This is a genomic window from Clostridium hominis (assembly GCF_014287825.1).
Taxonomy (GTDB): Bacteria; Bacillota; Clostridia; order Clostridiales; family Clostridiaceae; genus Clostridium; species Clostridium hominis.
Genome location: NZ_JACOOO010000025.1, coordinates 101,333 through 125,692, shown reverse-complemented (window position 1 = coordinate 125,692; position 24,360 = coordinate 101,333). Strand labels below are relative to the sequence as shown.

Here is a 24,360-nt window from a genome sequence, read left to right as displayed (position 1 = left end):
ATCATACTTTCTCCCCTAAGCTATTTTCCTAATCTTTCAAACATTCTCTTCTTATAATTTTCTACTCCCATCTGATCAAAAGGATTAACTCCAAGAAGCTTGCCAGATGCATAACAGCTTATTTCAAACCAATAGAATAATTGTCCTAAAGAGTATGCATTTAATTTTGAAATATTAATGTTAACTATGGAAACTCCGCCATCTTTATGAGCTTCAATAGTTCCTTCATATGCACATCTATTAATACCATCTACTGTAAATGAATTAAGGTAGTCAAATTTATCCTCTATATTACTTTTAGGAACATCTATATCAACATTATTTTCTATAACATCAATAAATGTTTCCATTAAATTTCTCTTTCCAGATTGAATATATTGCCCCATAGCATGAAGGTCTTCTGAATAATTACATGAACTTGGGAATAGTCCTTTATTATCCTTTCCTTCACTTTCTCCAAATAACTGAACCCACCACTTTCCAAAATATCTTAGACCATGCTCAAAATATGATAATATCTCTATATCTACATCTCTCTCACTTAGATAATTCCTTAATGTTGCATATATAAAAGCTTCATTTTTATCGTAAGATATACTCTCAAAATGCTCTTTTAAAGCTTTTGCCCCACTTAACATTTCTCTAATACTAATACCGCTAACTGCAATAGGCATAAGTCCTACAGAGCTTAAAACAGAATATCTCCCACCAACCTCTACTGGAAAAGGTAAAAAAGTATATCCTTCTTCTATGCTAAGCTTATAAAGTCTTTCTCCTATTGTTCCAGTAGTTATTATTCTCTTTGACATTTCTTCTTTAGAATAAACACTTTCCATATAACTTCTAAGTATCCTAAAACCCAATCCTGGTTCTAAAGTTTCAAAGTTCTTTGCAATAACATTAATATAAATTGATTTGCCCTTGATTTTCTTTAACATATGATTTATATAGTTAGGTGATAAATTATTTCCCATATAAATAATCTTAGGATCCTCTCCTTTATATAGAGCTTCTATGGCAGCTCTTGAGCCACCATTTGAACCTCCTACACCAACAACTATAAAAACATCGGCGTTTTCTCTTATTTCTTTAGCTTTTGCTTCAATTTTCTTAATAAGTTCTTCCTCTTGAAGCTTATCAATATCCATCCATCCTAAAACCTTTTCTTTATCATCTTTATACGAACATATTATAGGTTCTAAAATCCCTTTACTCTCATTTAAATACTTTTCAAAGCTCTCACTACTAATTATTTCTTTAATATAGCTTGTATCTAATGAAATATTTATATTATCTCTCATATACAATTTTCCCCTTAACTACTGTACAAATTGGAGTTAACTTATTATCTAAAATAACAATATCCCCATCCTTACCTACAGCTATTTCTCCCTTATTATCTAAACCGAGTACATTAGCTTGATTTTTAGTTAAAAATCTAATTACATCTTCTAACTTTCTGCCTGTAAATTTAATTAGATTTATTAATGCTCTATCCATAGTTAATGTGCTTCCAGCCCTTGTTCCATCAGAAACTAGCTGAGCATCTCCTTCTTTAACAACTATGTCATTCACTCCTAGCTTATACTCCCCATCACTTAAGCCAGCTGCCATAATAGAATCAGTTATTGCTAATATTTTTTCATCACCCTTTACTTTAATAATAAGTCTAACTATTCCTGGATGAAGGTGGAATCCATCACATATTATTTCTGAGTAAATGTCAGATTCTAAAGCAGCTCCTATAGCTGATGGTCTATGTTGATGAAGTGTTCCCATTGCGTTAAACACATGAGTTGAACTTGTAACTCCAGCATTTATACAACTTAAGCACTTATTATAATCTGCTCCTGTATGTCCCATGGAAGCTACTATGTTATTTTCTCTTAAGTAAGCTACTAATTCCTCTACCCCTTTATTTTCTGGAGATATAGTCATATATTTAATATTATTTTTACTAGAATTTATATAATCCTTTATATTTTCGATAGATGAATCTTGAATTAAGTATTCTGGCATGGCACCTTTATATTGAACACATAAGAATGGCCCTTCCATATGTATTCCTAAAATCTCTGAGCCATCTGTACCTTCTTCCTTTGCATCAGCAATTTCACTTAATAATTTACACATAGTTTCATGAGTATCTGTCAAAATTGCTGGTAGAAAGCTTGTAACACCACAACTTGCAAAAAACTTACTTAACTTATTTAAATCGTCTTTTGATGCATGATTAATATCAATTCCATTTCCTCCATGAGTGTGAATATCAATAAATCCAGGAACTACAACTTGTCCATTAGCATCTATTACCTTTAATTTATTTCTATCAACTTGAAAATCACCAATTCTACTTATAGCTCCATTTATTATTTCTAAATTTCCTTCAACGTACTCTTTTCCTACTAATATTTTTCCATTCGTAATAATTAAACTACTCATAAATTCACCTCATTAAACTAGTATGGCATCTTTGCTGCATTTGAAGTTAGTGTTATTTCAACATCAGCATGATCTCGTAATAAAGATAATGGACACGCTGCTGTTCTTTCTCCAAATATCCCTTCCCTAACTATTGCTCCATGCCAATCTCTAAAGCAATATAGTTTAATCTTTCTTGCGCTTAAAATTTCCTTCATCCCTATTGTAATACACATCTTAGGCATATCTTGAATAGCTCCTCCTAAAGAGCCAACTGCATTAATTGTTCTAGTTTCTCTTGAAATATTTAATACTCTTGTAGTACGATTTTTAAACTCTTCAGCTGTACACACTTCATTTGGTTCTGGTGGTTCATTAAATGCTATATGTCCATTTATTCCTATTCCACCAAAACATATATCTACTCCACCTAACTTTTCGATTGTTTCCATAACTTTTTGCTCATTCCCTACCTCTGGGAAAATCCTTTGATTTTCTGGCATTACCAAATCCGAATCTATCTTTGAGTAAACTGACTTTTCCATAAATCCTCTAAAGCTTAATTCATGATCTTTCGAAATAGGAGTTTTTTCATCTATCATATACTCGTCCATATTTATAAACCACACATTTTTCAAACTTATCTTATTCTTATTTACCAATCTAACAAAGATCGGATATTGACCTGTAGGTCCTACTGGACATATAAATACCGTTCTTCTTCCTTCTTTATTATTTTTATTTATTTCCTCTATCATTTCTAATGCCATTTCATAAAACACTTCTCCAGCATCCCCTAAAACCTTTACATTAATAACATTATTATTTACTAACTCTTCAATAGTCTTCTTATACATAAATATCCCCTCCATAAAACTAAATATATCCTATAATAAAATTGTACTATAGTCTCATATTAATAAAAGTAGTAACTTTTTTCATACCTTTTTACAAAATAAAACAGACTAGCTTATACTATATTAGCTAGTCTGTTTTTTACAATATATTATATTTTTATGGAGTATTTCCCTCTGGTGGTATTGTATTATTATTTTGGTTTTCTCCTAAATTAGAGTTAGATTCTCCACCTTCATTATTTCCATTATTAGATGTACTACTATCTTCCGAACCATTAATATCCCCAGGATTATTTTCATCAACTGGAGGTACACTATCATCTGATGGTTCCTCTGGATTAGCTGGTAATTCCGGCTGTACTACTTCCTCTTCAACTGGCTCATCTATTACTGGTTCATAATATTCTTCTTCATAGTAATAACTCTCATCATAACTAGTACCAAAACCATCATATTCGAAATAAATACTTTCATCTTTTTCTGTAGATCTATTTAGTATAAAATCTGGTAAATAATCTTCAAAAATGAAATCATTAAGTATTACAGCATTTTGGTATCTATCCATTTTTATAACCCAACCTATTCCTTCAATCTTCTCATCAGAAGATAGTTCTGGAACTGGTATACTTAATTGTTCTGTAACTAAGCTTGGGAACTTAAATACCGTATAGGCTAAATCAAGACATTCATAAATATCGATATTCGTTCTAATGTAATTAAGCATCTTACTTGCTATACCAAAATATTTAATTGGATTTGTTTTCTGTAGCTTTTCAGCAACTTTAAAAAGAACTTCTCTCTGCCTTTCTGTTCTTTCAAAATCATCTCCAACACCTTTTCTTATTCTCGCATAAGATAATGCTTGCTTACCATTTAATATCTGAAGTCCCGTTTCAGTTACTGGGCAATCATTACCTCCAGTAGCTTCTCCTATGTATTTGTTTAATTCATGTAATTGATATTGCTGAACATCAACCTCTATTCCACCAATTTGATCTATAATAGCTTCAAATCCTACAAAGTTAATCATTACATATTTTTCTATATTAATGTCATAATTATACTTTATAGTCTCCATTACAAGCTCAGGTCCACCTAATGAAAAAGATGAGTTCATTTTATTTTCTCCATAACCTGGTATATAAACTAAAGCATCTCTATAAAGTGATGTTAACTTAACTTTTTTATTGTTGCTATCTAATGTTGCTATTATCATTGAATCTGACCTTTGATCTCCTGAATCAAAATCTAATCCATCAACTCCTATTAATAAAACATTAGTAATCCCATCAACTGTCTTATACTCAACAGTTTCTTCTTTTTCAGGATTTTTATTTTCAGTCACAGCTGACTTTTCAACGGGCTTAGTAGCCCTATATATCTTGCTTCTTACATAAAAATATCCTGAAGCAACAAACACTATTAAGGCTAATAATGCTGAAAAAACACCTATTATAACCTTTTTTCTATTACTTAACTTCCTTTTCTTTTTTCTCTTACTATCCTTTGTTTCTTCTGAATCCAAAGTACCCCACACCTCCACATTTCATATACCTTCCATTTTATACTAACTTTATATAAATATACAATATTTTTTTTTAAATTTCAAATTTAATTCACATAATAAATAATTTGTTCGCTACGCTCATAAAGGGAGATATTGCCTTTGTTAAGAGAAATATTTACTTACACAAGAATAAATACCTACGGCATAGATACTAATCTGCCGTAGGCATATTTCTTTAAAATAAATATTAACCTTCATCTGTCCGAAGGACATATTTCTCTACATTTGAAAATATACATTTCTTCGCTGTAGCATATTTCTCTTAGCCTTAGCTAAAATTTCTCTTGTAAACAACGGGAACAATATTTTTCTACTCTGTTCTTAATGCTTCAACCGGATCTTTTTTTGCTGCAATTTTAGATGGAATTAATCCTGCTATTACAGTTAATACCATACTTATAACAACAAGTATAACGCCTCCTTCAACTGGAAGTTTAGAAACATCTGATATATTAGCAACTGACTTTATAATCATATTTATAGGTATGTTTAACAGAACTGTTACAAGGATACCCATTGCTCCTGCTGCAAATCCAACTATTAATGTTTCTGCATTAAACACTCTTGAGATATCTTTCTTTGATGCACCTATACTTCTAAGAATACCAATCTCTTTAGTTCTTTCTAATACTGAAATATAAGTTATTATACCTATCATTATAGATGATACTATTAATGAAATAGCAACAAAAGCTATAAGTACATAACTTATTATATCTATAATAGAGGTAACAGAAGACATCATAAGTCCAACCATATCATTATAAGTTACTACATATTCATCTTTACCTTGGTCAATCTTTTCTTCGTTATAATCTGATATTATATCTTCTATAGACTCTTTAGCTTCAAAATCTTTAGAATATATATTTATAGTTGACGGGTTGCTTAAATCTACACAACCTAATAAAGATAGATTATCTTCATATGTTGCTTTAGTTGAATTATTTTGTTGTTTCATAAGCGCTGATAATTCTTCTTGAGAAAGGCTTGCTAAGTATGCTTTCTCTTCGTCTGTTAATGTAGACATATCTATTTGTGAATTTGTAGAATCATTTTCATCTGTTTCAAACTTTAATCCAGTAAATACATTTACTTCTGGGTTATCTTTTTGCTCTTTTACTATCTCACTATCATTTATATTATTAACAACATATTCTGTTAAATCGCTTGTATATGCTATAGCTCCATTTATTGATGCTGAAACAGCTTCTTCTGAAGGCTTAACTATCCCAACGACCTTTAGTTCTAAAGCATTATCTAAAAGTTTTTTCATATATATAGAGTTTTCACTTTTATCTACCCATATATTATTATCCTTCTCATAATAATCACTATTTAAAACAAGTTTATAAGTAAGATTTAAAATATCTTCATAACTGTAACTAGATACTTCAGTAGTTTCTTCGACTGCTTCTCCATTTTGTATCTTATTCATCTTATTTTCTAACTCAGAATCATCTAATAAACCAATTGAATAAAGATAAGCATCACTGATTTCATTATTTTTGTCTACAACTAAAAGTATTTCATCATAATTTTTTGGCCATGTACCTGCTACAACATCATATTGAGATTCTAAAAGAGTTTGATTTCCTAAAAGCTCTGTCCATACTTTAAATCCACCTGTTGCTCCAGACATTGGTGAATTACTCATACCTCCAAAACCTAGCTTATCATAAACGCTTTCAGGACTAACCTTAACTATACCGTTACTTGTATCTCCCTTATAAATTTGTAATCCTAAATCATAACCATATTGAATTACATTTGCATAATCATCTATATTAGTATTTCCAGTTTCTAAATATTCCTTAAAAGATTTTAAATCATTTTTGCTCATTTGAGCACTCATAGATTCAATCATTCCAGTCATAATATTTCTTGAATATACCTTATCTAAATCATTATTCTCTTCTTCTCTTCCCATCCCCATCATATTTTCCATCATACTTGTCATATCTACAGTCTGACTTTCTATAGATACCGGATAAGATGAAAGCGTATCTTCTTGAACCTTTGCTATATAACTTTTAACACCACTTGATAAAGATAATATAAGAGCAATGCCTATAATTCCAATGCTCCCTGCGAAAGCTGTCATTAATGTTCTTGCCTTTTTAGTTTTTAAATTATTTAAACTTAAAGATAATGCTGTCCCAAAAGACATAGAAGTTTTAGAAAGCTTTCTTTCTCCTCTTTCTTTATTTACCTGAAGTTCCTCAATCCTACAAGGATTAGAATCATCTACTATATTCCCATCTCTTAATTTTATGATTCTATTAGCATACTCTTCTGCAAGCTCTGGATTATGAGTTACCATTATTATAAGTTTATCTTTAGATATTTCTTTTAATAAATCCATAATTTGAACACTTGTCTCTGAATCTAATGCTCCCGTAGGTTCATCTGCTAGTAATATATCTGGATCATTTATAAGAGCTCTAGCTATTGCAACTCTTTGCATTTGCCCACCTGACATTTGACTTGGTCTTTTATGGAGTTGTTTTCCTAATCCAACTCTTTCAAGAACTTCCTTAGCTCTCTTTCTTCTCTCAGTTTTTGATACCCCTGATAATGTTAGTGCAAGCTCTACGTTAGATAAAACTGTTTGATGAGGAATTAGGTTATAACTTTGGAATACAAATCCTATAGAGTGATTTCTGTAAGCATCCCAATCTCTATCTTTAAACTCTTTAGTTGATTTTCCATTAATGATTAAATCACCTTTATCATATTGGTCAAGACCACCAATAATATTAAGCATAGTTGTTTTACCTGAACCACTTTGCCCTAAAATAGCTACGAATTCGCTTTCTCTAAAATTTAAACTTACTCCATCTAATGCTGTTTGCTTTAAATCGCCTGTTTCATATACTTTGTATATGTTTTTTAATTGCAACATCTTTTACTACTCCTCCTACTATTAATTTCTATTTTAAATACTAAAACAGTAAAATAAACTGAAGATAAACTAAAGTGTATTTTTAAATATTATCTATTAATAATTATTAACCAATTATTATTAGTTTATTTTTATATGTTATTTTGCTTATGATATAATAAACTTACTTTTATTTTGGAGGTAATCTATGTTTCATATATTAATAGTTGAGGATGATAAAAATACAAGAAAGCTTATGAACGCTATTATTAGTAATGAAGGGTATAAAACTTTTACTACTGAAAACGGAAAGGATGCCCTTGATATATTAGATAAAGAGCATATAGATTTAATAGTTTTAGATATTATGATGCCACAAATGGATGGATATGAATTTACAAAGACTCTTCGCTCCTGCAATAATAACCTTCCTATACTTATGGTATCAGCAAAACAGCTACCTGAAGATAAGAAAAAAGGGTTCTTAGTAGGTACTGATGATTATATGACAAAACCAGTAGATGAAGAAGAAATGCTTCTTAGAATAAAAGCGCTTCTTAGAAGGTCCTCTATAGTTAATGAAAGGAGATTAACTATAGCATCAGTTGTTCTAGATTATGATACATTAACAGTCAGTCGTAGTAATGATGTACAAGTTCTTCCTCAAAAAGAGTTCTATTTATTATATAAACTTTTATCTTACCCTAATAAAATATTTACAAGGTTACAGCTTATGGATGAAATATGGGGAATGGATTCAGAAACCTCTGATACTACATTAAATGTACATATAAATAGGCTTCGTAAAAGATTTAAAGATTACTCAGAATTTAGCTTAATTGCAGTTCGTGGATTAGGATATAAGGCGGTAAGAAATGATGAAGTGTAAAAATAAACCTAGCTATGGTGGTCTTAGCTTAATATTAACAAGCATAGTATTTATAATAATTTTTTCCACTATGTGCATTATTGGATTAATTATATCCTTTTTATATAACAATAATCTATTTTCACCTATAGATGGACCAAAGCCATTATATATATTAATCTTTATAGCAATCTTAAGTATCATTATTGGTTCTGTTCTAACCTTTATTTTTAGTAAGATACCATTAAAGCCTATAAATAAATTAATAACTGCTACAAAAGAGCTTTCAAACGGTAATTTTGATATAAGAATAAACTTTGACCATCCTAAAGAACTAAAAGAATTATCAAATAGCTTTAATAATATGGCTAAGGAACTTGGTAGCGTTGAATTATTAAGAAATGATTTTGTAAATAATTTCTCCCATGAATTTAAAACTCCAATAGTATCTCTTCGTGGATTTGCGAAACTACTTAAAAATGATAATTTAACTAAAGAAGAAAGAGATGAATATCTAGATATTATTATAAGTGAATCAGATAGACTAGCTCTACTTGCAACAAACATACTTAATCTATCGAACATTGAAAATAAAACTATAAATACTTCTAAAAGTAATTTTGATTTATCTGAACAAATAAGACACTCTATTTTACTATTAGAGTCAAAATGGTCAAGTAAAAATATTGAAATAAATATTGATTTAGATGAAACCAAGTATATTGGTAACGAAGAACTACTAAAACAAGTTTGGGTAAACTTAATTGAGAACGCTATAAAATTTACTAATAAAGAAGGAAAGATAGATATACAGCTTATGTCATTTGAAGATAGTAAAGTCTTTAAAATAAGAGATACTGGCATAGGTATGAGTCAAAAAACTAAGAAGCATATATTTGATAAATTTTATCAAGGTGATACTTCTCATACAATTGAAGGTAACGGCCTAGGCTTAACCATGGTAAAGAAAATAATAGACCTGCATAATGGAATAATTGAAGTTAAAAGTCAACTTAATAAAGGTACTATAATTACAGTTACTCTTCCATTAGATTAATAATAAATTCATATTAGTATTAATAAAAGGATTCAAAATAGACATCCTTTTATTAATATATTTATTATTTAATCATCATCATTATTTTCTATACTCTTTAGTTCATAAAGCACACTAAACATATCTTCTAAATCACTTTTCGAGATATTATCAAAATCATCCAATCTATATTTTATATCATCAATTACTTCCCTTTTATAAGATTTATCTTTTTCTCTAACTATATCTTTTCTTAAAAAATAGCTTGAAATTGTCCCTGTTAATACCCCAAAAAAACTTATTCCAGCAAGCATAAGTATTATAGCAACTATTCTTCCCAAATCTGTAGTAGGGGCAATATCTCCATATCCAACAGTAGTTGCAGTTACCAAACTCCACCAAAGAGCATCTTTAAAGTTTATATTTTCAAAAATAGACATAAAAGTTGCAGATGAAAATATCAATATTACAGTAATAAATACAACAAAATAAAAAACATTAGTTTTAAGTACTCTCCAAATCTTCTTTGCAAAATTATTTATGTAAACAGTAGCCCTTAAAGCCTTGATAGCTTTTAAAAACTCTGTTACTCTCAAAAATCTTAATATTCTAAGGGACATAAAAAGTTTACTAAAAGGTATTATTGTAATTAAATCTATTTTGTTACTCTTTATAAAATCTAATTTTTTTTTGCTTATTATAAGCCTAGTAAAATAATCTATTACAAATAGTACATATATAAATCCATCTATTTCATTTAATAAGTTTAAATTATATCTGCTTAAATTCATTGTCAATTGACATATAGTAATAGCTACAGCAATTAAAGCTAATCCCATCATAATTAACTCATAGTAAAATCTTTTTGATTTTATATCCATAGTATCAGCTCCTCTGTTGTAATTATATCCAAATAAAAAGAGTGTAAATCAAAAGTTATTTTTGCTTTTAATTTACACTGAACACTATTCTATTTTATTTTAAATTTTCCATCTACATTTATTACTTTTATATCTAAAGCACTCATTAATTTTTCCATGCTCTTTACTTGATTAACATATTTTATATTACTCTTTTCTACTAACTTCTCAACCATTTCTTTTATAGCTATTTTATCTTCTCCAGTAAGATAAATCTCTCTCTTTATATATCCTCTATTAATATACGTAATTGTATTCCATATTTGTTCATCAGTTATATTATTAATATTAGCAAGAACTCTGGTAAAGCCCTTACCTCTCATCTTAGCAGGATATGCCAATTTAAAATATTTAATAAATCCATGTTCCTTTTTAGGATCTTTATCACTCACAAATTTACCCAATTGAGATTTCAATGCATTCATAAGATATATAACAGTATTAGTCTTCACTTTACCATTCATTTTATCAATACTATCATAAATTAAATTGTAAGTTTCTTGAACCTTATCTTCATTAACCTGAGGGTTTCTTAATACTTTTACTATTTCAATATATTCTAATACAGTTTTCTTACTCTCTAAACTTTTACCATAGACTCTTTGTAAAAGTTCCTCTGCACTTATTTCATTAATTTCATTTATAGTTAAATCCATTTTAAAATTGCTCCTTTTATATTTAGTTAGTACATTATATCACTTAATTAATTATTAACCAAAATAATATCACATATTTAATTAATCAATCCACATATCATTTATATAAAAATTCTTTCATATATATAAAATGTATAATTATATAAAAGGAGTTGTCATATGAATAATACTATATCTAAAAAGATTAATAACCTCTACACATCCCTTGAACCACTTTGTAAACCATCGAAATTTGATTGTTTTATATACCTCTTAATCCCTCTTTACTTAATACTATTTCTTTTTAAGAAGCTTCCTCCATTTATACCTCATATAGATATGCTTTATGTTAAATTTCTTATAGCTTTATTCGGAGTTACTTATGCTTATAAAAACTTAAGTCCTTATATACGAAATATAACTAATTTTAAAACAACAGTAACTGTTTCAGCAAAATTATTTGTTGTTACTTCAATCTGTACTTACTTAGCTTTACTTGTTGTTGGTCGTGATCCTCAAAATATTGGAAACCTAAGTCTAACTAATACGCAATATTATTTATTACTTTTAGATTTACCTTTTACCGCTATAGGAGAAGAAGTATTTAAAGTTCTTATGCTTTTAGCTTTTTTAAGATTATTTGCTCCACTAAAAAACAATAAATTTATAGTTTCCTTATTATTATCAAGTTTCATATTTGGATTACTTCATATTAATTATAATTACGCTTCATCATTAAGGATAATTTTTGCTATAGGAGTTACAGCAATACCTTCATTCTTATTTTTCTTATATTACAAAAGTATATATCCGTCAATTATTGTTCATTTTTTCTTAGATTTTATGGCATTCTCAAATGTATCTACTAACTATTCATTTATAGTTTTATTCTTTCAATTGGCTTTATGTACTGCTATATCTCTCTTATTATTAAGACAATTTTTTAATTTAGCATTCAATAAAAATAAAAGCTAGGTATCTCCTAGCTTTTTATATTCTCTATTTTAGCATATAATAAAATAAATATATTTTACATAATTTTTAGGAGGTAAATAAATGTTTAAATTCTTTACAATCTTAATTCACCTCATAAACTTTTTTACAATAGTTTACATGGTTTTTAAAGAAAAACGACCTGCTAATAGCATTATAGCTTGGACATTAATTTTATATTTAGCACCTTTTTTGGGATTCATAGCTTTCTTACTAGTTGGTAGAAGATTAAATAATGCTAATATGTTCGGTGTAAAAGATTCAGAAATTAAAATTTTCAAAATATATAATGACTATATTAAGGAAAGAGAAGTATTAAAAAGCACTAATAAAAATTTAAAAAACTTAGATATGATAATATCTCTTGAAGCCATTGATTTCTCTCCTTATAGAGATGATAATAATATCGAATTATTTTCAGATGGAAACATATTCTTCGAAGAGTTATTAGATAGTCTAAGAAAAGCAAAAAAGAGTATTAATATTCAATTTTACATATTCAAAAGTGATGATATAGGATCTAAAATATTAGATATATTGGAGGAAAAAGCTCGTTCTGGCGTAGAAGTACGCTTCTTATATGATTCAGTAGGAAGTAGATCTCTTAATAAAGCTAAGGTTAGAACATTAGTTGAGGCTGGAGGTAAAGTTGGAGAATTCTTTCCTTCGTGGTTAAAGATCATAAATTTAAATATGAACTTTAGAAATCATAGAAAGATTGTAGTTGTAGATAATAAATTAGGTTTTGTTGGCGGTTTTAATGTTGGTGATGAGTATTTAGGAAAAAATAAAAAATTTGGTTACTGGAGAGATACTCATATAAAATTTGAAGGCTCTGCAGTAAAAGATTTAAACTTAAGATTTTTAGCTGATTGGAGATATGCAACTAAAGAAGTTATTGATCTAGAAAAAATACTTGTTTTAGACCAAACTGAATTAAGACCTGCTAATGATGGTATGCAAATAATATCAAGTGGACCTAATTTAAGCGACAATTATGAAATTAAATTAGGCTATTTAAAAATGATTCAAAAAGCTAAAGATTATATATATATACAATCACCTTATTTAATTATTGATAAAAGTATTTCAGATAGCTTAAAGCTAGCTGCTTTATCTGGAGTTGATGTAAAAATAATGATTCCTGGAAAAGGTGATCACCCTTTTGTTTATTGGGCAAATCTCTTCTATGCTGGTGAATTATTAAATTCTAATATTAAAATATATCATTATGATAAAAATGCTTTTCTTCATGCAAAAACTGTTGTAATTGATGATGAAATATGTTCTGTTGGTACTGCTAATATGGACACAAGAAGCTTTGAATTAAACTTTGAAGTTAATGCATTTATTTACTCAGAAAAAATTGCTAAAGAACAGAAGAGAGAATTTGAAAAAGACATATTTAAGTCAACTCAGCTAACTTTAGAAACTTATAATAATAGAGGTAGGTATGTTAAAACTAAAGAAGCTTTCTCAAAATTATTTTCCTCTGTATTGTAAACAGCTATCATATCATTTAAGCAATTAATATTCTTATATCTTAAGAGATATTATAAAAGCAAAGTTTTAATAGATTCATACCTATTAAAACTTTGCCATATTTTTATTTCTTAATACTATCTTCTCAAGATTCCTATAAGCTATTCTAATAATTAACTATTAAACTTAAAAATGTGGTTAGTAACTTTTACTAACATATTTTAATCTATTTATATTTTTCTATTGGAAGTTCTATATTAAATTCTATGTAAGCATCTTCAACATTGAAATATATATTCCCTTTATGCTTATCTAATATACTTTTAATATTGAATAATCCATATCCTCTATTAATTCCTTTAGTAGAGTATCCTTCTTTAAACATCCCTTTTATAGATTCTTTTTCTAAATCTTCTATAGAATTTTTTAAATAAATTATATATTCATCATCTTCTTCATATATATCGAGCTCTACATACTTTTCTTTACATAGCCCACTACTCTCTATAGCATTATTTAATAAATTTGCCAATAATACTGTTAATTCTGAATTATCTAATGATATATTCTCTAAACCACTTTCAATGTTATACCTAAATTCTACCTCATAACTTTCTGCTAATTTAACTTTACTAAATAAAATAGCTTTAATAATAGTATTATCTATCCTAGCTATTTTACTTAATTCATCCTCATTAGAAGTTATACTTCCAACATAATCTTTTACCTTTTCCTTTAATTCACTTTCATTACATACCTGAACCATGCAATAAAGCATATTTAAATGATTTTTATACTCATGTTCCCTAGCTCTCATTTTATTCATAAGATCATCTATTAAAGGATCTATATTCTTTTCTATCTCTTCTTTTTTACTTTTTCTATTCCTTCTTACTATACTAATAAAGTATAAAGAATTAATTACTATTAATAACGATAAAATTACTACTATTTGAAGCATTATATTCATTTCTATAACAAAATTCATAACAAATAACTTTACTAAAAACACAACAAATATAATATTTACTACTAATATATTTATCTGTGGTTGTTTGTTTATAATTTCTTCTAGGTTTATCCTTAATACTTTTGTTAACTGTCCTAAAAATAGTACTAAAATGAACAATATTATCATTAATGGAATAAAGATACTATTAGTATAAGCATTACTTCCAACAAACACATATATAATTAATGAAGAAATAAACTGAAGTACAATAAGAATTAAATGTGAAACACACATTACGAAGAAAACACTAATTTTTTCTCTTTTATCTATTCTGCTTACAAATATAGTAAAAATAAATATCATAATTAATGCTAATATCGCCCCACTAAAGTTTGACTCTAATATTGGGGTTACTATTATTCCTAAAACAGTAGATATTAATAAATATTCTTTTAAATTTTTTACTACATTATTATTAACCAAAATATTATATATAACTAGAACACATAAACTTTCGAGCATCGGTAAAATTATAGACAAGATTTTCCCCCCCAACCATCATATCTACATTATTTTACCATATATTCTCTTTATTATCAATTTTGCTAATAAGTTGTATTCAATACTTTTTCTAAATCAATTGTAACATTTATCTTTAATCCTGCTTTCTCAAGTGAAAGTTTGTTTATATTTACCCCTTTAAAATTTTCTCTATATACGACCACGTTACCTTTATTAAATTCTAACTTTAAATCTCCATCACTTGGAAACCAATCTTTAACAAAACTATTTAAAGCCAAGTTTACTATCCAATCAGCAATCTTTATATCTAAAAACTTAACTTCCTCAATATTAATTACTAAATCCCCACTATCATTTAATACAGGATTAACTCTCACTTCTATAGGAGTTTTAATCATTTTATTTACTTTATAATTTACATAAATACTTAAAAAGTTGTCACCTATATCTATCTTTAAGTCTTCCATTTTCTCATTATTCGTATTAGCTAAATAATAGTCAACACCATTTTTTATAGATTCTTTCGGTGCATATAACTCTCCTGTAAAACCTACTGGATTATTTATTATTTCAATATCTATTGCTTTAACCCCTGAAATAGATCCTAAAAATTCTATAACCCCCTCTATATCACTTTTATTTGAATTATTTATCTCCTCATTTTTAATCTGATTATTACTATTGTCTACAGGTTTATTAAAATATGTGCATCCAATTATAACTGTAATAACTACTGCCAAAATTAATAAAATAATTACTATTCTTTTGTTTTTCATAAAAATACCACCTCTTCAAAAGTTAAAAATACTCTTATATTAAATTTATTTATAACTCTATTATCACACAGTATAATAAATAATAATATCATCAATAAATTTTTCCATAAAAAATAAAGATATTATAATCATCCATACACTGATTATAATATCTTTATTTTAACTTTTTACTATAAAATGCAATCCTTCCGCCTTGACTATAGTCAATCTTTCATCATTGCCTAAAAACTTATTATCATTACCGAAAGTAACTATTCAAATTTACTCTAGCTAACTTCTAGTATCCTTGAAATACAGCCATTGCTCTAACTAAACTTCCCTCTGCCTTTATCTTTAATGGTTGTGCAAAAACTGAAAAATTCTCTTCATATATTAATTTATCTAAATTAGTTAAGTTTTCTAATATAAAAATATTATTATTTAGAAATATACTATGAATTTCATAGGGACTTCTATCCGGTGAAGGCATATCAAATCCTACCATTTTCACTTTCTTTCTAACTAAAAATTCTGCCATTTCTTTGCTTATTACAGGATGACCTTCATAGTACTCCATTTCCCCATACTTTTTGTCAAATCCAGTATAAAACAATACTATATGATTTTCTTTTATGGATTTAAAGTATTCATCCTTTAAATTAATTTCCTTTTGATCCCTTACATCAAGTAGTACACCTTTTCCAATAAAGTTTTCTAAAGAATAATCACAAATATACTTATCATCTTCTGTCATATGCATTGGTGCATCTATATGCGTTCCTACATGCATATTGCCTGAATAAGTAATAGATTCATATCCATCCTTATTAAGCTCTGCTATTTTCTCTAAGTTTATCTCTTTATCTCCTGGATAAACTGGCATACCGTTATCAATTTCATATGATAAATCTAAAAACTTCATATATCCTTTCCTCTCCTTTGCTTTTAAACCCCACATGGTTTTCAGGACTAAATATCTAATATATTATTATTCTACTCTTTTACCTTTATAAATCTATAGTTGCTTTTCATCACCATAACCTTTTTTTAGTTAACGTTGTGATAAAACATTATTCTATTAAAATTCATACAGCTAGTTCTAGAATTTCTTTATAATAAGTCCCTAAACCATATATATGTTGCTATATCCATTATTATGTTTTTGTCATATATACACCTTAACTGCCTATACACAATATATGAAGTTATCCTTCGTGCTTTAAACTCATTATATCGTATTTTTTACTGTTTTGTAATATAATCTTATATTCAAATTAATACATAAAATAACACTCTATTGTAAAATTTTATCTTAATTTAACCTTATTTTTTTATTACCTCTGTCGCTATAGAATATTCAACAACAGTTTCTCCTTGTAAGACTTTATGTTGAACACAACCTAATCCTTCTGAATAATAATAAACCTTAATATATTCAATGCCATTACTAACTTCTTTCTCCCAAGTTTTTACGTATGCCCCTTCTAAAGTTAAATCTCCTAACTTTAAATTTTCTCCGACTTCAACGATTTCTTTATTATCCCATCTAGTTCCTACTTCTATTGGTTCATTTAACAAAAATACCTCTTCAGTATTTTCTCTCTTATCAAGATAATTTATAGTTTCTACACTAGCCATTTCATCCTCTGTCAAATCTCCAGTAAACACTCTATAAAGTCCATTGTCCTTAGCTTCATACACATTAACATAAGGCCCCTTCCCATTAGTTCCAATAACTTGATATGCTGAACCATTACCTGATACATAATCATTATTGGATACTAGGTCACTAGCATCATATTTTATTTCATACTTTCCATTTGGAATAAACATTCCTACTGTTAATTTATTAGTAGCTTCACTACCCTCTTTTACTTCAGACTCAGCTTTTTCTTCACTATTAGAATTATTTTGAATATCTATTGTTAAATATTCAATATTAGTATTTCCGTCTTTTAAATCTTCAGTCAAATAGTATTCTAATTCCCCTTTACTATTACTAAACTTTATCTTATAGGTAGGTGTCCCTTCTGAACGACTTGCTTGTACTTCAACAACTGTATTTTTTTTAATAGCTGTGATTTCACACTCTAACTCTTTTTCTACAAATTTATCATTCTCATATTGTCCTGACCAAATTTCAACATTAGTATTATCTTCAGCTGATACTATTAAAAATTTATCTTTACTCTCTTCTTGAAGTATTACTTTAGTTGTTTCGCCTAACGATTTATATTGTTCTTCGGTAAACTTATTTACAATAATAGCAATAGTATCATCTGTCATATCACTTTCCCAAAAGTAATTAGAACTTGTCCCACTTTGTTGGTTTAAAGCATCTTTTATACTCGAAGATAAATCTTTTTTACTTTCACATCCAACTGAAAATATAGCTGTTGCAGCTATTAACATACATAATATTTTTCTTTTTACTCTCATAACTACACTTCCTCATATAAAATAATAAAATTATGTCTCCCAACTTATTTTACCATATTTTTCAATTAATTTTATTATTTTCGTTCTAAACTATTCGTTAATATCATATACTATTCGATATATTTTTTAACATTTCAACTATTTTTGTAAAAACATTAACCAGATTTGCTATAAAACAAATCTGGCTAATTTATAATTCATATATATTTTTTTCTTAGATAACAACTTATTAATTATTAACTTATCCAAGTCATATCACATTTTTTAATTTTCCACTCATTCTCTACTTTTTCGGCTTCAAAAATAAATCCAATAGCTCCCATGCCAGATGCCCATTTCCTACCTTCTAGGGATATTTTATCTTCAGAGTTTTTAATATATTTATCTATACCAAAAACTATTCCATCCTTAAAAGAAAGATCTTCGATATATCCTTCATCTTTAAGCTCCTCCATAGTCTTATCTAAAATTTCTGCATCATACTGTTCAGCAAGATATTCAAATAACTGCTTTTTATCTTCTTCATTAAATCCATCAAAAGTTCTTGTATCAACATTAATATAGCTTACCCCACTATTTAATGCACTATCTATGTCCCAAACCATATCAATCATCTCTCCATAAATCTTTGCATTAGAAGTTTTTAATATCCTTTCAGCAAGCTTCTCATCTCTAGTGTTTTCTACAATATAGTACCCTTCATAATTCTTAATTTTAACTGAATCTTCAGCTAAAACCTCTCCACTTTCACTATCTAAAACCTGAAGCTTTACTTTTCTTTCACTATAAGCTCCTGGAACATAACTCACCTCTGCATATACTCCAAATGATACTTCTTCACCATTATTAATTATTTCTGTAACCGGGCCTTCTTCGCCTACTAACCCATCAATAAAATCTTCTTGTTCCTCTGAATAATCTATAGTCCATCTATATTTAACCTCCTTTGTACTACTCCCTTCAAGTTTTGGAATAAAAGCTACTCCGCCGTTAAAAAATCTCTTACTTCCTTTGGCCTTTATCCTCACATAAAGTTCATCCTTATCTTCTCCTATATTGGCATCATTTTTATCTTTTATATTCTCTTCCAAGCCCTGTGAAACAGTAGTATTTGTCCTCTCTTCTTTTTCTGAGTCAGTACATCCTACAATTATAATACTTACAGCTAACATTAAAATTAATATTAAAGCTATTCTCTTCATAATTTACCTCCCTGCAATTACCATTCTCACACTCTAATTATCTATAAATACCTTAAACTCTATCTTCTTCAATATAAATCAATACTTAAGTCAATATTTTCAATATCGTCTAATGTACCAACCTTTATCTTTTCAAGAGTATTATTAGGCTTATACTCGTACTTAAACACTTCTCTAGTATTTGGATTTACATATAGAGTCTTATAAACGCCATAATCATAGCTTTCCTTTTGTCTTAGCTCTGGATGTTCCTTATAATACTCATTATTATCAAGTGAGCTTACATATACTAAAACGTACTCCCCTTCTCTATACATTGGTATTCCATCTCTTAAATCTATAAACTTCTTAGATTTATCTTCAACCTTGTCATATCCAAATTTCTCAACTCTCATAGGGTCAATCTGTGAAATATACTCATCGTAAGTCATCTCCCCACCGTGAGATCCCATTATAAAAGTGTCTCCACCCTTAAAATCACCTTTATAATCCTCTATAACTTCAATTGTCATATCACTATAAATCATTGATCCAAACTTAACATAGCTCTTAACCGAAGTAACTTTTCCATATACTATATTTTCTGAAATTCCTAGATAATCAATACTATTAGGATCTGCTGCATAACTATTTTGATCTCCAATGCTTACTATAATTTTATCCTCTAAAAACTTCTGAAGATTTAAATCCTCTAAAAGCTCACTCTCTCCAATATTGTCATCAAGAGCAAATTCATCAACCTGATTGCTCTCACTTGTATTTTCACTATTATCTTCAGCTAAGCTTTCATTTTTTTCTTCATTGCTTTCTTGCTGCAAAGTACTATTTTCAACCATCTCTACATTACTATTTATAAAATTCTTTATCACCATACTCACTACTAATAAAGATATAAATGAAGCAACAATAATAATGTTTCTATTTCGTTTATTCTCCTGCCTTGTACCACTTATCCTCTGAATCTCGTATTTATCTTCTAGTCTACACTCTATTTTATCCCATAAATCTGGCATATCATTCTTTGATTCTTCTTTTAATCTATCTTTGAAATCATTATTCATAAACTCACCTCTACAAAGTAATTTTCTCTTTAAGCTTTTTAATCGCTTCACGATATCTCCATGTAACTGTACCTAAAGGTTTATCTAAAATCTCTCCGATACTTTTAAAAGTCAAATCAGATATTGCATGTAAAATCACTACTTCTCTCTCTTCTTCTTTTAATTCTGATAAAACCTCATTAATATGAATTTTTTGATTTACCTCTTCAACCATATCCTTATCTACAGCTATATTAAACTCATCTATTATATCTTCTCTTTTATATTTCCTTAAATAATCAATAGACGTATTTCTAGTTATGGTCATTATCCAACTCTTCGGATTATTAATCTTTCTATACTTATCACTATTATTCCACACCTTAAGAAACACATCTTGACATATATCCTCTGCTAATCCCTTGCATTTGACAATAGATAAAGCATAAGAATAAACAGCATGGCCATAATAATCATAAATCTTCTTTAATGATTCTTTTTTGCCATTATCTATTTCCCTTAAGCACCTTTGAAATTCTAACTCACTCATATTTCCTCCACTTGTCTTTTGAAGCATACTTCACTTAATATACGTTTTGAATAAGTTATATTTATGGTAATAATTAAAATATTTATAATTAATTTTTAAGTTAATTACGGAACATTTTCTACATTTCTTTAGTCAATATATATATAGTTTAAATAATTAATTAAGATTAGAGGTAATATTATGAAAAGGTCTATTTCTTCAATATTTATTACAATTTTTCTACTCACTCTCTTATCAGGATGCAATCCTTCTGAAACTTCTACTATAATTGGTAGATACATAGAAAGTAACAATGGTGCACATATGATAATAAGTGAATCCATTGGACCTATAGTCATGAACAATAAAAGTAAGAATGATACCTTATTTGATGACCTCCAAACTGGAGATAAAATTAAGATAACATGTACACCTGTAGCAGAATCTTACCCAGGCCTATGTGGAGTTTATAAGCTTAAACTTATAGCTCAAGGATCTATAGAAGATATAAGTAAAGAGACTTTAGATAACTTAAAAGAAATGGGCTGGATTGATAATTATTAATAAAAAAGGTTGGTAATTTTCATATTACCAACCTTTTCATTCCTACTCCACTAGTCCTAATATTTCCTCTACTATTTTCTCTATATTCTTCCCTGTTGTATCTACTTTAATTGTATCCATAGCCTTATACATATCATATCTTTCTAGACTTCTCTCTACGTTTTTATTATCTCTTAATCCTAATCTTACATCACTTTCAATTCTTCTAATAAGCTCTTCCTTCGCACACATTAAAGTTATCTTGTATACATCAACATTCTCAGTATTAATTCTGCTTAGTACTTCATTCATAATATCATCACTTTGAATAACCCAATTAAATACTACACTCTTTGAACTTGAATTTGATAAGAAGTTATTTAATATAAAACTTATATTGTTTAAAACCATATCTTTATTTTCCTCATTAACTATGAATGGATTCATGGTCCAACAATTATCTCCATCAAGCCAAAAAGAATTTTCTAATTCTTTATATAATTTCTTACTAACTGTAGTTTTACCAACTCCCATTACTCCATTTATTACTATAAATTTTTTATTCATTTTATATTCCCTTCGGTGCTATTCCCATGTTATTCTTAAAAATTTTAATTGCTTTATTAAAATCATCATTGTTTTTACATTTTATTCTTACAGTATTCGAAAAACCTATAGCTTGATTTTTACAAGTAATCTCTATTAATTTTCTCTTTTTAATTATTGTATTTCTATGTGTAACTTGTACTATATCTTTTTTATGTATAAAAGCATTGTTCATAAGCTTTATCCCATTTTTGTATAAATCTTGAGAGGATGAAAAATAAAAATATCCATATCCAATTAATAACAAAACAAGCCCAATCATTATTGTAATATTACCTTTGAATATTGCTATTCCATCTAAATTACCATTGCCAAAAGTACAAATAGCGGCATATGCATTAATAATTACTAGAAAAATTACCATACTTAAATAATAGTCTGAATCCTTTGTAGATAATACTGGTTCACTATCAGTTATCCTTGAAATTTTAGAATTTTTTCTTCTATCAATAATTTCAGCACCCACTAAAGAAATAATCATAGCTATATATAAAACCTTTGCTAAAGTTGATGTTGTGCTATTTGTAAATGCTTCAAATAGAAACAATGCTAAAAACACTAGTGCAACTATATTACTTTTATTTTTTTTAATACTTATCATTTATATAAACACCCCTCTTCACACTATCATAAACTTCTTTTATGGAGATATTACTTTCTGTAGCTAATCTTCTACAATCTTCATATTCAGGAGCTATATTTACTATATCCTCAAAACTTGAAACCTTAACAGTAACCTGTCCATAAGGCGTATCTACAGTTTTAAACTCCCTATCCATACACTCCCTATGAACTTTGTACATTCTAATACCTATAGTTGAAGTTTCTTTAAATATTATTCTTTTTATTTTATCTAAACTCTCTTCATTACACAAAACTGTTAATTTGTAAGCTGGCCTATTCTTCTTCATTTGTATCGACGTATAAAATACATCTAAGGCTCCATTACTTAACAGTGAATCCATTGCAAATCCTGCGACTTCTCCAGTCATATCATCTATATTACTTTCTAGTACATATATCTCATTTAATGTTTTTTTTTAGATTCCATAATAGTCAATCTTAACATATTAGCTAATTCTGTTTCTCTCTTGCCACAACCATATCCAATAGCTTCTACTATTCCTTCTGGAATATCTCCATACTCATCAGCTAAAGTAGCAACTATAGCTGCACCTGTTGGAGTTACAATTTCTTTTTTTACCCCAGTTGAATATACAGGAACTTTACCATCTCTTAATATATCTAATGTTGCTGGCGCTGGTACAGGTATAACACCATGTTGACATTTTATTGTTCCCATACCTATATGTAATGGACTTGAAACCACTTTATCTACCTTTAATTCATTAAAGCAAATTGCCGTTCCAACAATATCAACTATAGAATCTATTGCTCCTACTTCATGAAAGTGAACTTCATCAACTTCCTTTCCATGAATCTTTGCTTCAGCTTTTGCTACACTATGAAAAATCTTTATACTTAAATCCTTTACCTTTTGATCTAAATCTGAGCCTTCTATTAACTCTCTTATATCCTTAAAGCTTCTATGATGATGCTCTCCAAATTCATGTGAATTGTCATGATTGTGGATATGTCCTTTATCACAAGCATGATTATGACTAACTTCATGTACATGATTATTCTCACATGCAACTTCCTCTAAATGTATATGTGTATGTTCATGAATATGATTATCTTCGTCGTGTTTATGATCATACATATCATCTTTTACTGAATTTAGTACAACATCAACATCTGTTCCAACAATTCCATTTTTACTTTTCTTAGTTACATCAATTTTATAACCTGAAACTTTTAATTTATCCAACTCTTTTATTAATATCTCTTTATCAACACCTAAATCAATAAATGCCCCTAAAGTCATATCCCCACTTATTCCCGCAAAACAATCAAAATATAAAGTTCTCATAAATCTCCTCTATCCTTTCTTTAACTCCACTACAATATATAATCTATTAGTTAACTATAATGAAACACACTACTCATATATATTCGTAGGTCTATACTTACAGTGTAATTTCAAGCTACCAAATTAAAATTTTGGCTTTCAGTTAAGTTCAAATAACTAAATCAAAGATTTAGATT

Annotated in this window: 23 protein-coding genes; 5 read left to right on the top strand and 18 right to left on the bottom strand. The window is 28.1% G+C overall.

What is annotated here, in order from left to right; all coding sequences use genetic code 11:
* Nucleotides 1-20: 20 nt before the first annotated feature.
* From H8S20_RS12105 to H8S20_RS12085, 5 genes are all read right to left on the bottom strand, one after another.
* On the bottom strand, nucleotides 21-1,301 hold the full coding sequence (locus H8S20_RS12105) for a phosphoglucose isomerase-related protein (RefSeq protein WP_081921782.1): 1,281 nt from the start codon (nucleotides 1,299-1,301) through the stop codon (nucleotides 21-23).
* Nucleotides 1,291-2,442 carry an N-acetylglucosamine-6-phosphate deacetylase gene (gene nagA / locus H8S20_RS12100; RefSeq protein WP_186860289.1) on the bottom strand — a complete coding sequence of 384 codons (1,152 nt, stop codon included), beginning with the start codon at nucleotides 2,440-2,442 and terminating at the stop codon, nucleotides 1,291-1,293. The genes H8S20_RS12105 and nagA overlap by 11 nt, the downstream gene beginning before the upstream one ends.
* Nucleotides 2,443-2,459: 17 nt before the next feature.
* Nucleotides 2,460-3,278 (bottom strand): sugar phosphate isomerase family, encoded by an 819-nt coding sequence (locus H8S20_RS12095; protein ID WP_243177647.1) that lies wholly within the window; start codon nucleotides 3,276-3,278, stop codon nucleotides 2,460-2,462.
* Between the two features lie 157 nt (nucleotides 3,279-3,435).
* Nucleotides 3,436-4,803 (bottom strand): LCP family protein, encoded by a 1,368-nt coding sequence (locus tag H8S20_RS12090; RefSeq protein ID WP_032119476.1) that lies wholly within the window; start codon nucleotides 4,801-4,803, stop codon nucleotides 3,436-3,438.
* A 352-nt stretch (nucleotides 4,804-5,155) separates the two neighbouring features.
* On the bottom strand, nucleotides 5,156-7,750 hold the full coding sequence (locus H8S20_RS12085) for an ABC transporter ATP-binding protein/permease (RefSeq protein WP_186860287.1): 2,595 nt from the start codon (nucleotides 7,748-7,750) through the stop codon (nucleotides 5,156-5,158).
* Nucleotides 7,751-7,937: 187 nt separating this feature from the next.
* On the opposite strand from H8S20_RS12085, the gene H8S20_RS12080 reads away from it, so the two are divergent.
* Both H8S20_RS12080 and H8S20_RS12075 read left to right on the top strand, forming a co-directional pair.
* Nucleotides 7,938-8,618, top strand: coding sequence for a response regulator transcription factor (locus tag H8S20_RS12080; protein WP_186860286.1), 681 nt, complete (start codon nucleotides 7,938-7,940; stop codon nucleotides 8,616-8,618).
* Nucleotides 8,605-9,654, top strand: a complete 1,050-nt coding sequence (locus H8S20_RS12075) for a HAMP domain-containing sensor histidine kinase (RefSeq protein WP_186860285.1) — start codon at nucleotides 8,605-8,607, stop codon at nucleotides 9,652-9,654. The genes H8S20_RS12080 and H8S20_RS12075 overlap by 14 nt, the downstream gene beginning before the upstream one ends.
* 68 nt (nucleotides 9,655-9,722) lie before the next feature.
* On the opposite strand, the gene H8S20_RS12070 is transcribed toward H8S20_RS12075, so the two are convergent.
* Both H8S20_RS12070 and H8S20_RS12065 read right to left on the bottom strand, forming a co-directional pair.
* The gene (locus H8S20_RS12070; RefSeq protein WP_186860284.1) at nucleotides 9,723-10,514 is read right to left on the bottom strand and encodes a potassium channel family protein; all 792 of its coding nucleotides are present in this window, start codon (nucleotides 10,512-10,514) and stop codon (nucleotides 9,723-9,725) included.
* An 89-nt stretch (nucleotides 10,515-10,603) separates the two neighbouring features.
* The gene (locus H8S20_RS12065) at nucleotides 10,604-11,209 is read right to left on the bottom strand and encodes a hypothetical protein (RefSeq protein ID WP_186860283.1); all 606 of its coding nucleotides are present in this window, start codon (nucleotides 11,207-11,209) and stop codon (nucleotides 10,604-10,606) included.
* A 318-nt stretch (nucleotides 11,210-11,527) separates the two neighbouring features.
* On the opposite strand from H8S20_RS12065, the gene H8S20_RS12060 reads away from it, so the two are divergent.
* Nucleotides 11,528-12,163, top strand: a complete 636-nt coding sequence (locus H8S20_RS12060; RefSeq protein WP_186860282.1) for a CPBP family intramembrane glutamic endopeptidase — start codon at nucleotides 11,528-11,530, stop codon at nucleotides 12,161-12,163.
* 81 nt (nucleotides 12,164-12,244) lie between these two features.
* Nucleotides 12,245-13,684 (top strand): cardiolipin synthase, encoded by a 1,440-nt coding sequence (cls, locus tag H8S20_RS12055; protein ID WP_186860281.1) that lies wholly within the window; start codon nucleotides 12,245-12,247, stop codon nucleotides 13,682-13,684.
* Between the two features lie 205 nt (nucleotides 13,685-13,889).
* On the opposite strand, the gene H8S20_RS12050 is transcribed toward cls, so the two are convergent.
* From H8S20_RS12050 to H8S20_RS12020, 7 genes are all read right to left on the bottom strand, one after another.
* Nucleotides 13,890-15,155, bottom strand: coding sequence for a sensor histidine kinase (locus H8S20_RS12050; RefSeq protein ID WP_186860280.1), 1,266 nt, complete (start codon nucleotides 15,153-15,155; stop codon nucleotides 13,890-13,892).
* 65 nt (nucleotides 15,156-15,220) lie between these two features.
* On the bottom strand, nucleotides 15,221-15,913 hold the full coding sequence (locus tag H8S20_RS12045) for a hypothetical protein (protein ID WP_186860279.1): 693 nt from the start codon (nucleotides 15,911-15,913) through the stop codon (nucleotides 15,221-15,223).
* A gap of 277 nt (nucleotides 15,914-16,190) precedes the next feature.
* Nucleotides 16,191-16,814 (bottom strand): cyclase family protein, encoded by a 624-nt coding sequence (locus H8S20_RS12040; RefSeq protein WP_186860278.1) that lies wholly within the window; start codon nucleotides 16,812-16,814, stop codon nucleotides 16,191-16,193.
* Nucleotides 16,815-17,215: 401 nt separating this feature from the next.
* Nucleotides 17,216-18,331, bottom strand: coding sequence for a hypothetical protein (locus tag H8S20_RS12035; protein ID WP_186860277.1), 1,116 nt, complete (start codon nucleotides 18,329-18,331; stop codon nucleotides 17,216-17,218).
* 236 nt (nucleotides 18,332-18,567) lie between these two features.
* A complete protein-coding gene (locus H8S20_RS12030) occupies nucleotides 18,568-19,533 on the bottom strand; it encodes a hypothetical protein (protein ID WP_186860276.1) in 966 nt (321 codons plus the stop codon).
* A 68-nt stretch (nucleotides 19,534-19,601) separates the two neighbouring features.
* Nucleotides 19,602-20,594 (bottom strand): hypothetical protein, encoded by a 993-nt coding sequence (locus tag H8S20_RS12025; RefSeq protein WP_186860275.1) that lies wholly within the window; start codon nucleotides 20,592-20,594, stop codon nucleotides 19,602-19,604.
* Nucleotides 20,595-20,604: 10 nt separating this feature from the next.
* The gene (locus tag H8S20_RS12020; RefSeq protein WP_186860274.1) at nucleotides 20,605-21,123 is read right to left on the bottom strand and encodes an RNA polymerase sigma factor; all 519 of its coding nucleotides are present in this window, start codon (nucleotides 21,121-21,123) and stop codon (nucleotides 20,605-20,607) included.
* 180 nt (nucleotides 21,124-21,303) lie between these two features.
* On the opposite strand from H8S20_RS12020, the gene H8S20_RS12015 reads away from it, so the two are divergent.
* Nucleotides 21,304-21,666 (top strand): hypothetical protein, encoded by a 363-nt coding sequence (locus H8S20_RS12015; protein ID WP_186860273.1) that lies wholly within the window; start codon nucleotides 21,304-21,306, stop codon nucleotides 21,664-21,666.
* A gap of 42 nt (nucleotides 21,667-21,708) precedes the next feature.
* On the opposite strand, the gene H8S20_RS12010 is transcribed toward H8S20_RS12015, so the two are convergent.
* The 4 genes from H8S20_RS12010 to larC are packed head-to-tail and all read right to left on the bottom strand — an operon-like array spanning nucleotide 21,709 to nucleotide 24,184.
* The gene (locus H8S20_RS12010) at nucleotides 21,709-22,212 is read right to left on the bottom strand and encodes an AAA family ATPase (protein WP_186860272.1); all 504 of its coding nucleotides are present in this window, start codon (nucleotides 22,210-22,212) and stop codon (nucleotides 21,709-21,711) included.
* Between the two features lies 1 nt (nucleotide 22,213).
* Entirely contained in the window at nucleotides 22,214-22,852 is a 639-nt protein-coding gene (locus H8S20_RS12005) for a hypothetical protein (protein ID WP_186860271.1), read from the bottom strand.
* A complete protein-coding gene (larC2, locus tag H8S20_RS20820; RefSeq protein ID WP_366456163.1) occupies nucleotides 22,839-23,243 on the bottom strand; it encodes a nickel pincer cofactor biosynthesis protein LarC2 in 405 nt (134 codons plus the stop codon). The genes H8S20_RS12005 and larC2 overlap by 14 nt, the downstream gene beginning before the upstream one ends.
* Before the next feature lie 35 nt (nucleotides 23,244-23,278).
* Nucleotides 23,279-24,184, bottom strand: coding sequence for a nickel pincer cofactor biosynthesis protein LarC (larC, locus tag H8S20_RS12000; RefSeq protein WP_366456161.1), 906 nt, complete (start codon nucleotides 24,182-24,184; stop codon nucleotides 23,279-23,281).
* Between the last annotated feature and the right edge of the window lie 176 nt (nucleotides 24,185-24,360).

Bases quoted from the DNA above. Each gene is read 5' to 3' on its own strand.
- H8S20_RS12105 (WP_081921782.1), bottom strand. From the start codon at position 1,301: ATGAGAGATAATATAAATATTTCATTAGATACAAGCTATATTAAAGAA.
- nagA (WP_186860289.1), bottom strand. From the start codon at position 2,442: ATGAGTAGTTTAATTATTACGAATGGAAAAATATTAGTAGGAAAAGAG.
- H8S20_RS12095 (WP_243177647.1), bottom strand. From the start codon at position 3,278: ATGTATAAGAAGACTATTGAAGAGTTAGTAAATAATAATGTTATTAAT.
- H8S20_RS12085 (WP_186860287.1), bottom strand. From the start codon at position 7,750: ATGTTGCAATTAAAAAACATATACAAAGTATATGAAACAGGCGATTTA.
- H8S20_RS12080 (WP_186860286.1), top strand. From the start codon at position 7,938: ATGTTTCATATATTAATAGTTGAGGATGATAAAAATACAAGAAAGCTT.
- H8S20_RS12075 (WP_186860285.1), top strand. From the start codon at position 8,605: ATGATGAAGTGTAAAAATAAACCTAGCTATGGTGGTCTTAGCTTAATA.
- H8S20_RS12070 (WP_186860284.1), bottom strand. From the start codon at position 10,514: ATGGATATAAAATCAAAAAGATTTTACTATGAGTTAATTATGATGGGA.
- H8S20_RS12065 (WP_186860283.1), bottom strand. From the start codon at position 11,209: ATGGATTTAACTATAAATGAAATTAATGAAATAAGTGCAGAGGAACTT.
- H8S20_RS12060 (WP_186860282.1), top strand. From the start codon at position 11,528: ATGCTTTATGTTAAATTTCTTATAGCTTTATTCGGAGTTACTTATGCT.
- cls (WP_186860281.1), top strand. From the start codon at position 12,245: ATGTTTAAATTCTTTACAATCTTAATTCACCTCATAAACTTTTTTACA.
- H8S20_RS12045 (WP_186860279.1), bottom strand. From the start codon at position 15,913: ATGAAAAACAAAAGAATAGTAATTATTTTATTAATTTTGGCAGTAGTT.
- H8S20_RS12040 (WP_186860278.1), bottom strand. From the start codon at position 16,814: ATGAAGTTTTTAGATTTATCATATGAAATTGATAACGGTATGCCAGTT.
- H8S20_RS12035 (WP_186860277.1), bottom strand. From the start codon at position 18,331: ATGAGAGTAAAAAGAAAAATATTATGTATGTTAATAGCTGCAACAGCT.
- H8S20_RS12030 (WP_186860276.1), bottom strand. From the start codon at position 19,533: ATGAAGAGAATAGCTTTAATATTAATTTTAATGTTAGCTGTAAGTATT.
- H8S20_RS12025 (WP_186860275.1), bottom strand. From the start codon at position 20,594: ATGAATAATGATTTCAAAGATAGATTAAAAGAAGAATCAAAGAATGAT.
- H8S20_RS12020 (WP_186860274.1), bottom strand. From the start codon at position 21,123: ATGAGTGAGTTAGAATTTCAAAGGTGCTTAAGGGAAATAGATAATGGC.
- H8S20_RS12015 (WP_186860273.1), top strand. From the start codon at position 21,304: ATGAAAAGGTCTATTTCTTCAATATTTATTACAATTTTTCTACTCACT.
- H8S20_RS12010 (WP_186860272.1), bottom strand. From the start codon at position 22,212: ATGAATAAAAAATTTATAGTAATAAATGGAGTAATGGGAGTTGGTAAA.
- H8S20_RS12005 (WP_186860271.1), bottom strand. From the start codon at position 22,852: ATGATAAGTATTAAAAAAAATAAAAGTAATATAGTTGCACTAGTGTTT.
- larC2 (WP_366456163.1), bottom strand. From the start codon at position 23,243: ATGACTGGAGAAGTCGCAGGATTTGCAATGGATTCACTGTTAAGTAAT.
- larC (WP_366456161.1), bottom strand. From the start codon at position 24,184: ATGAGAACTTTATATTTTGATTGTTTTGCGGGAATAAGTGGGGATATG.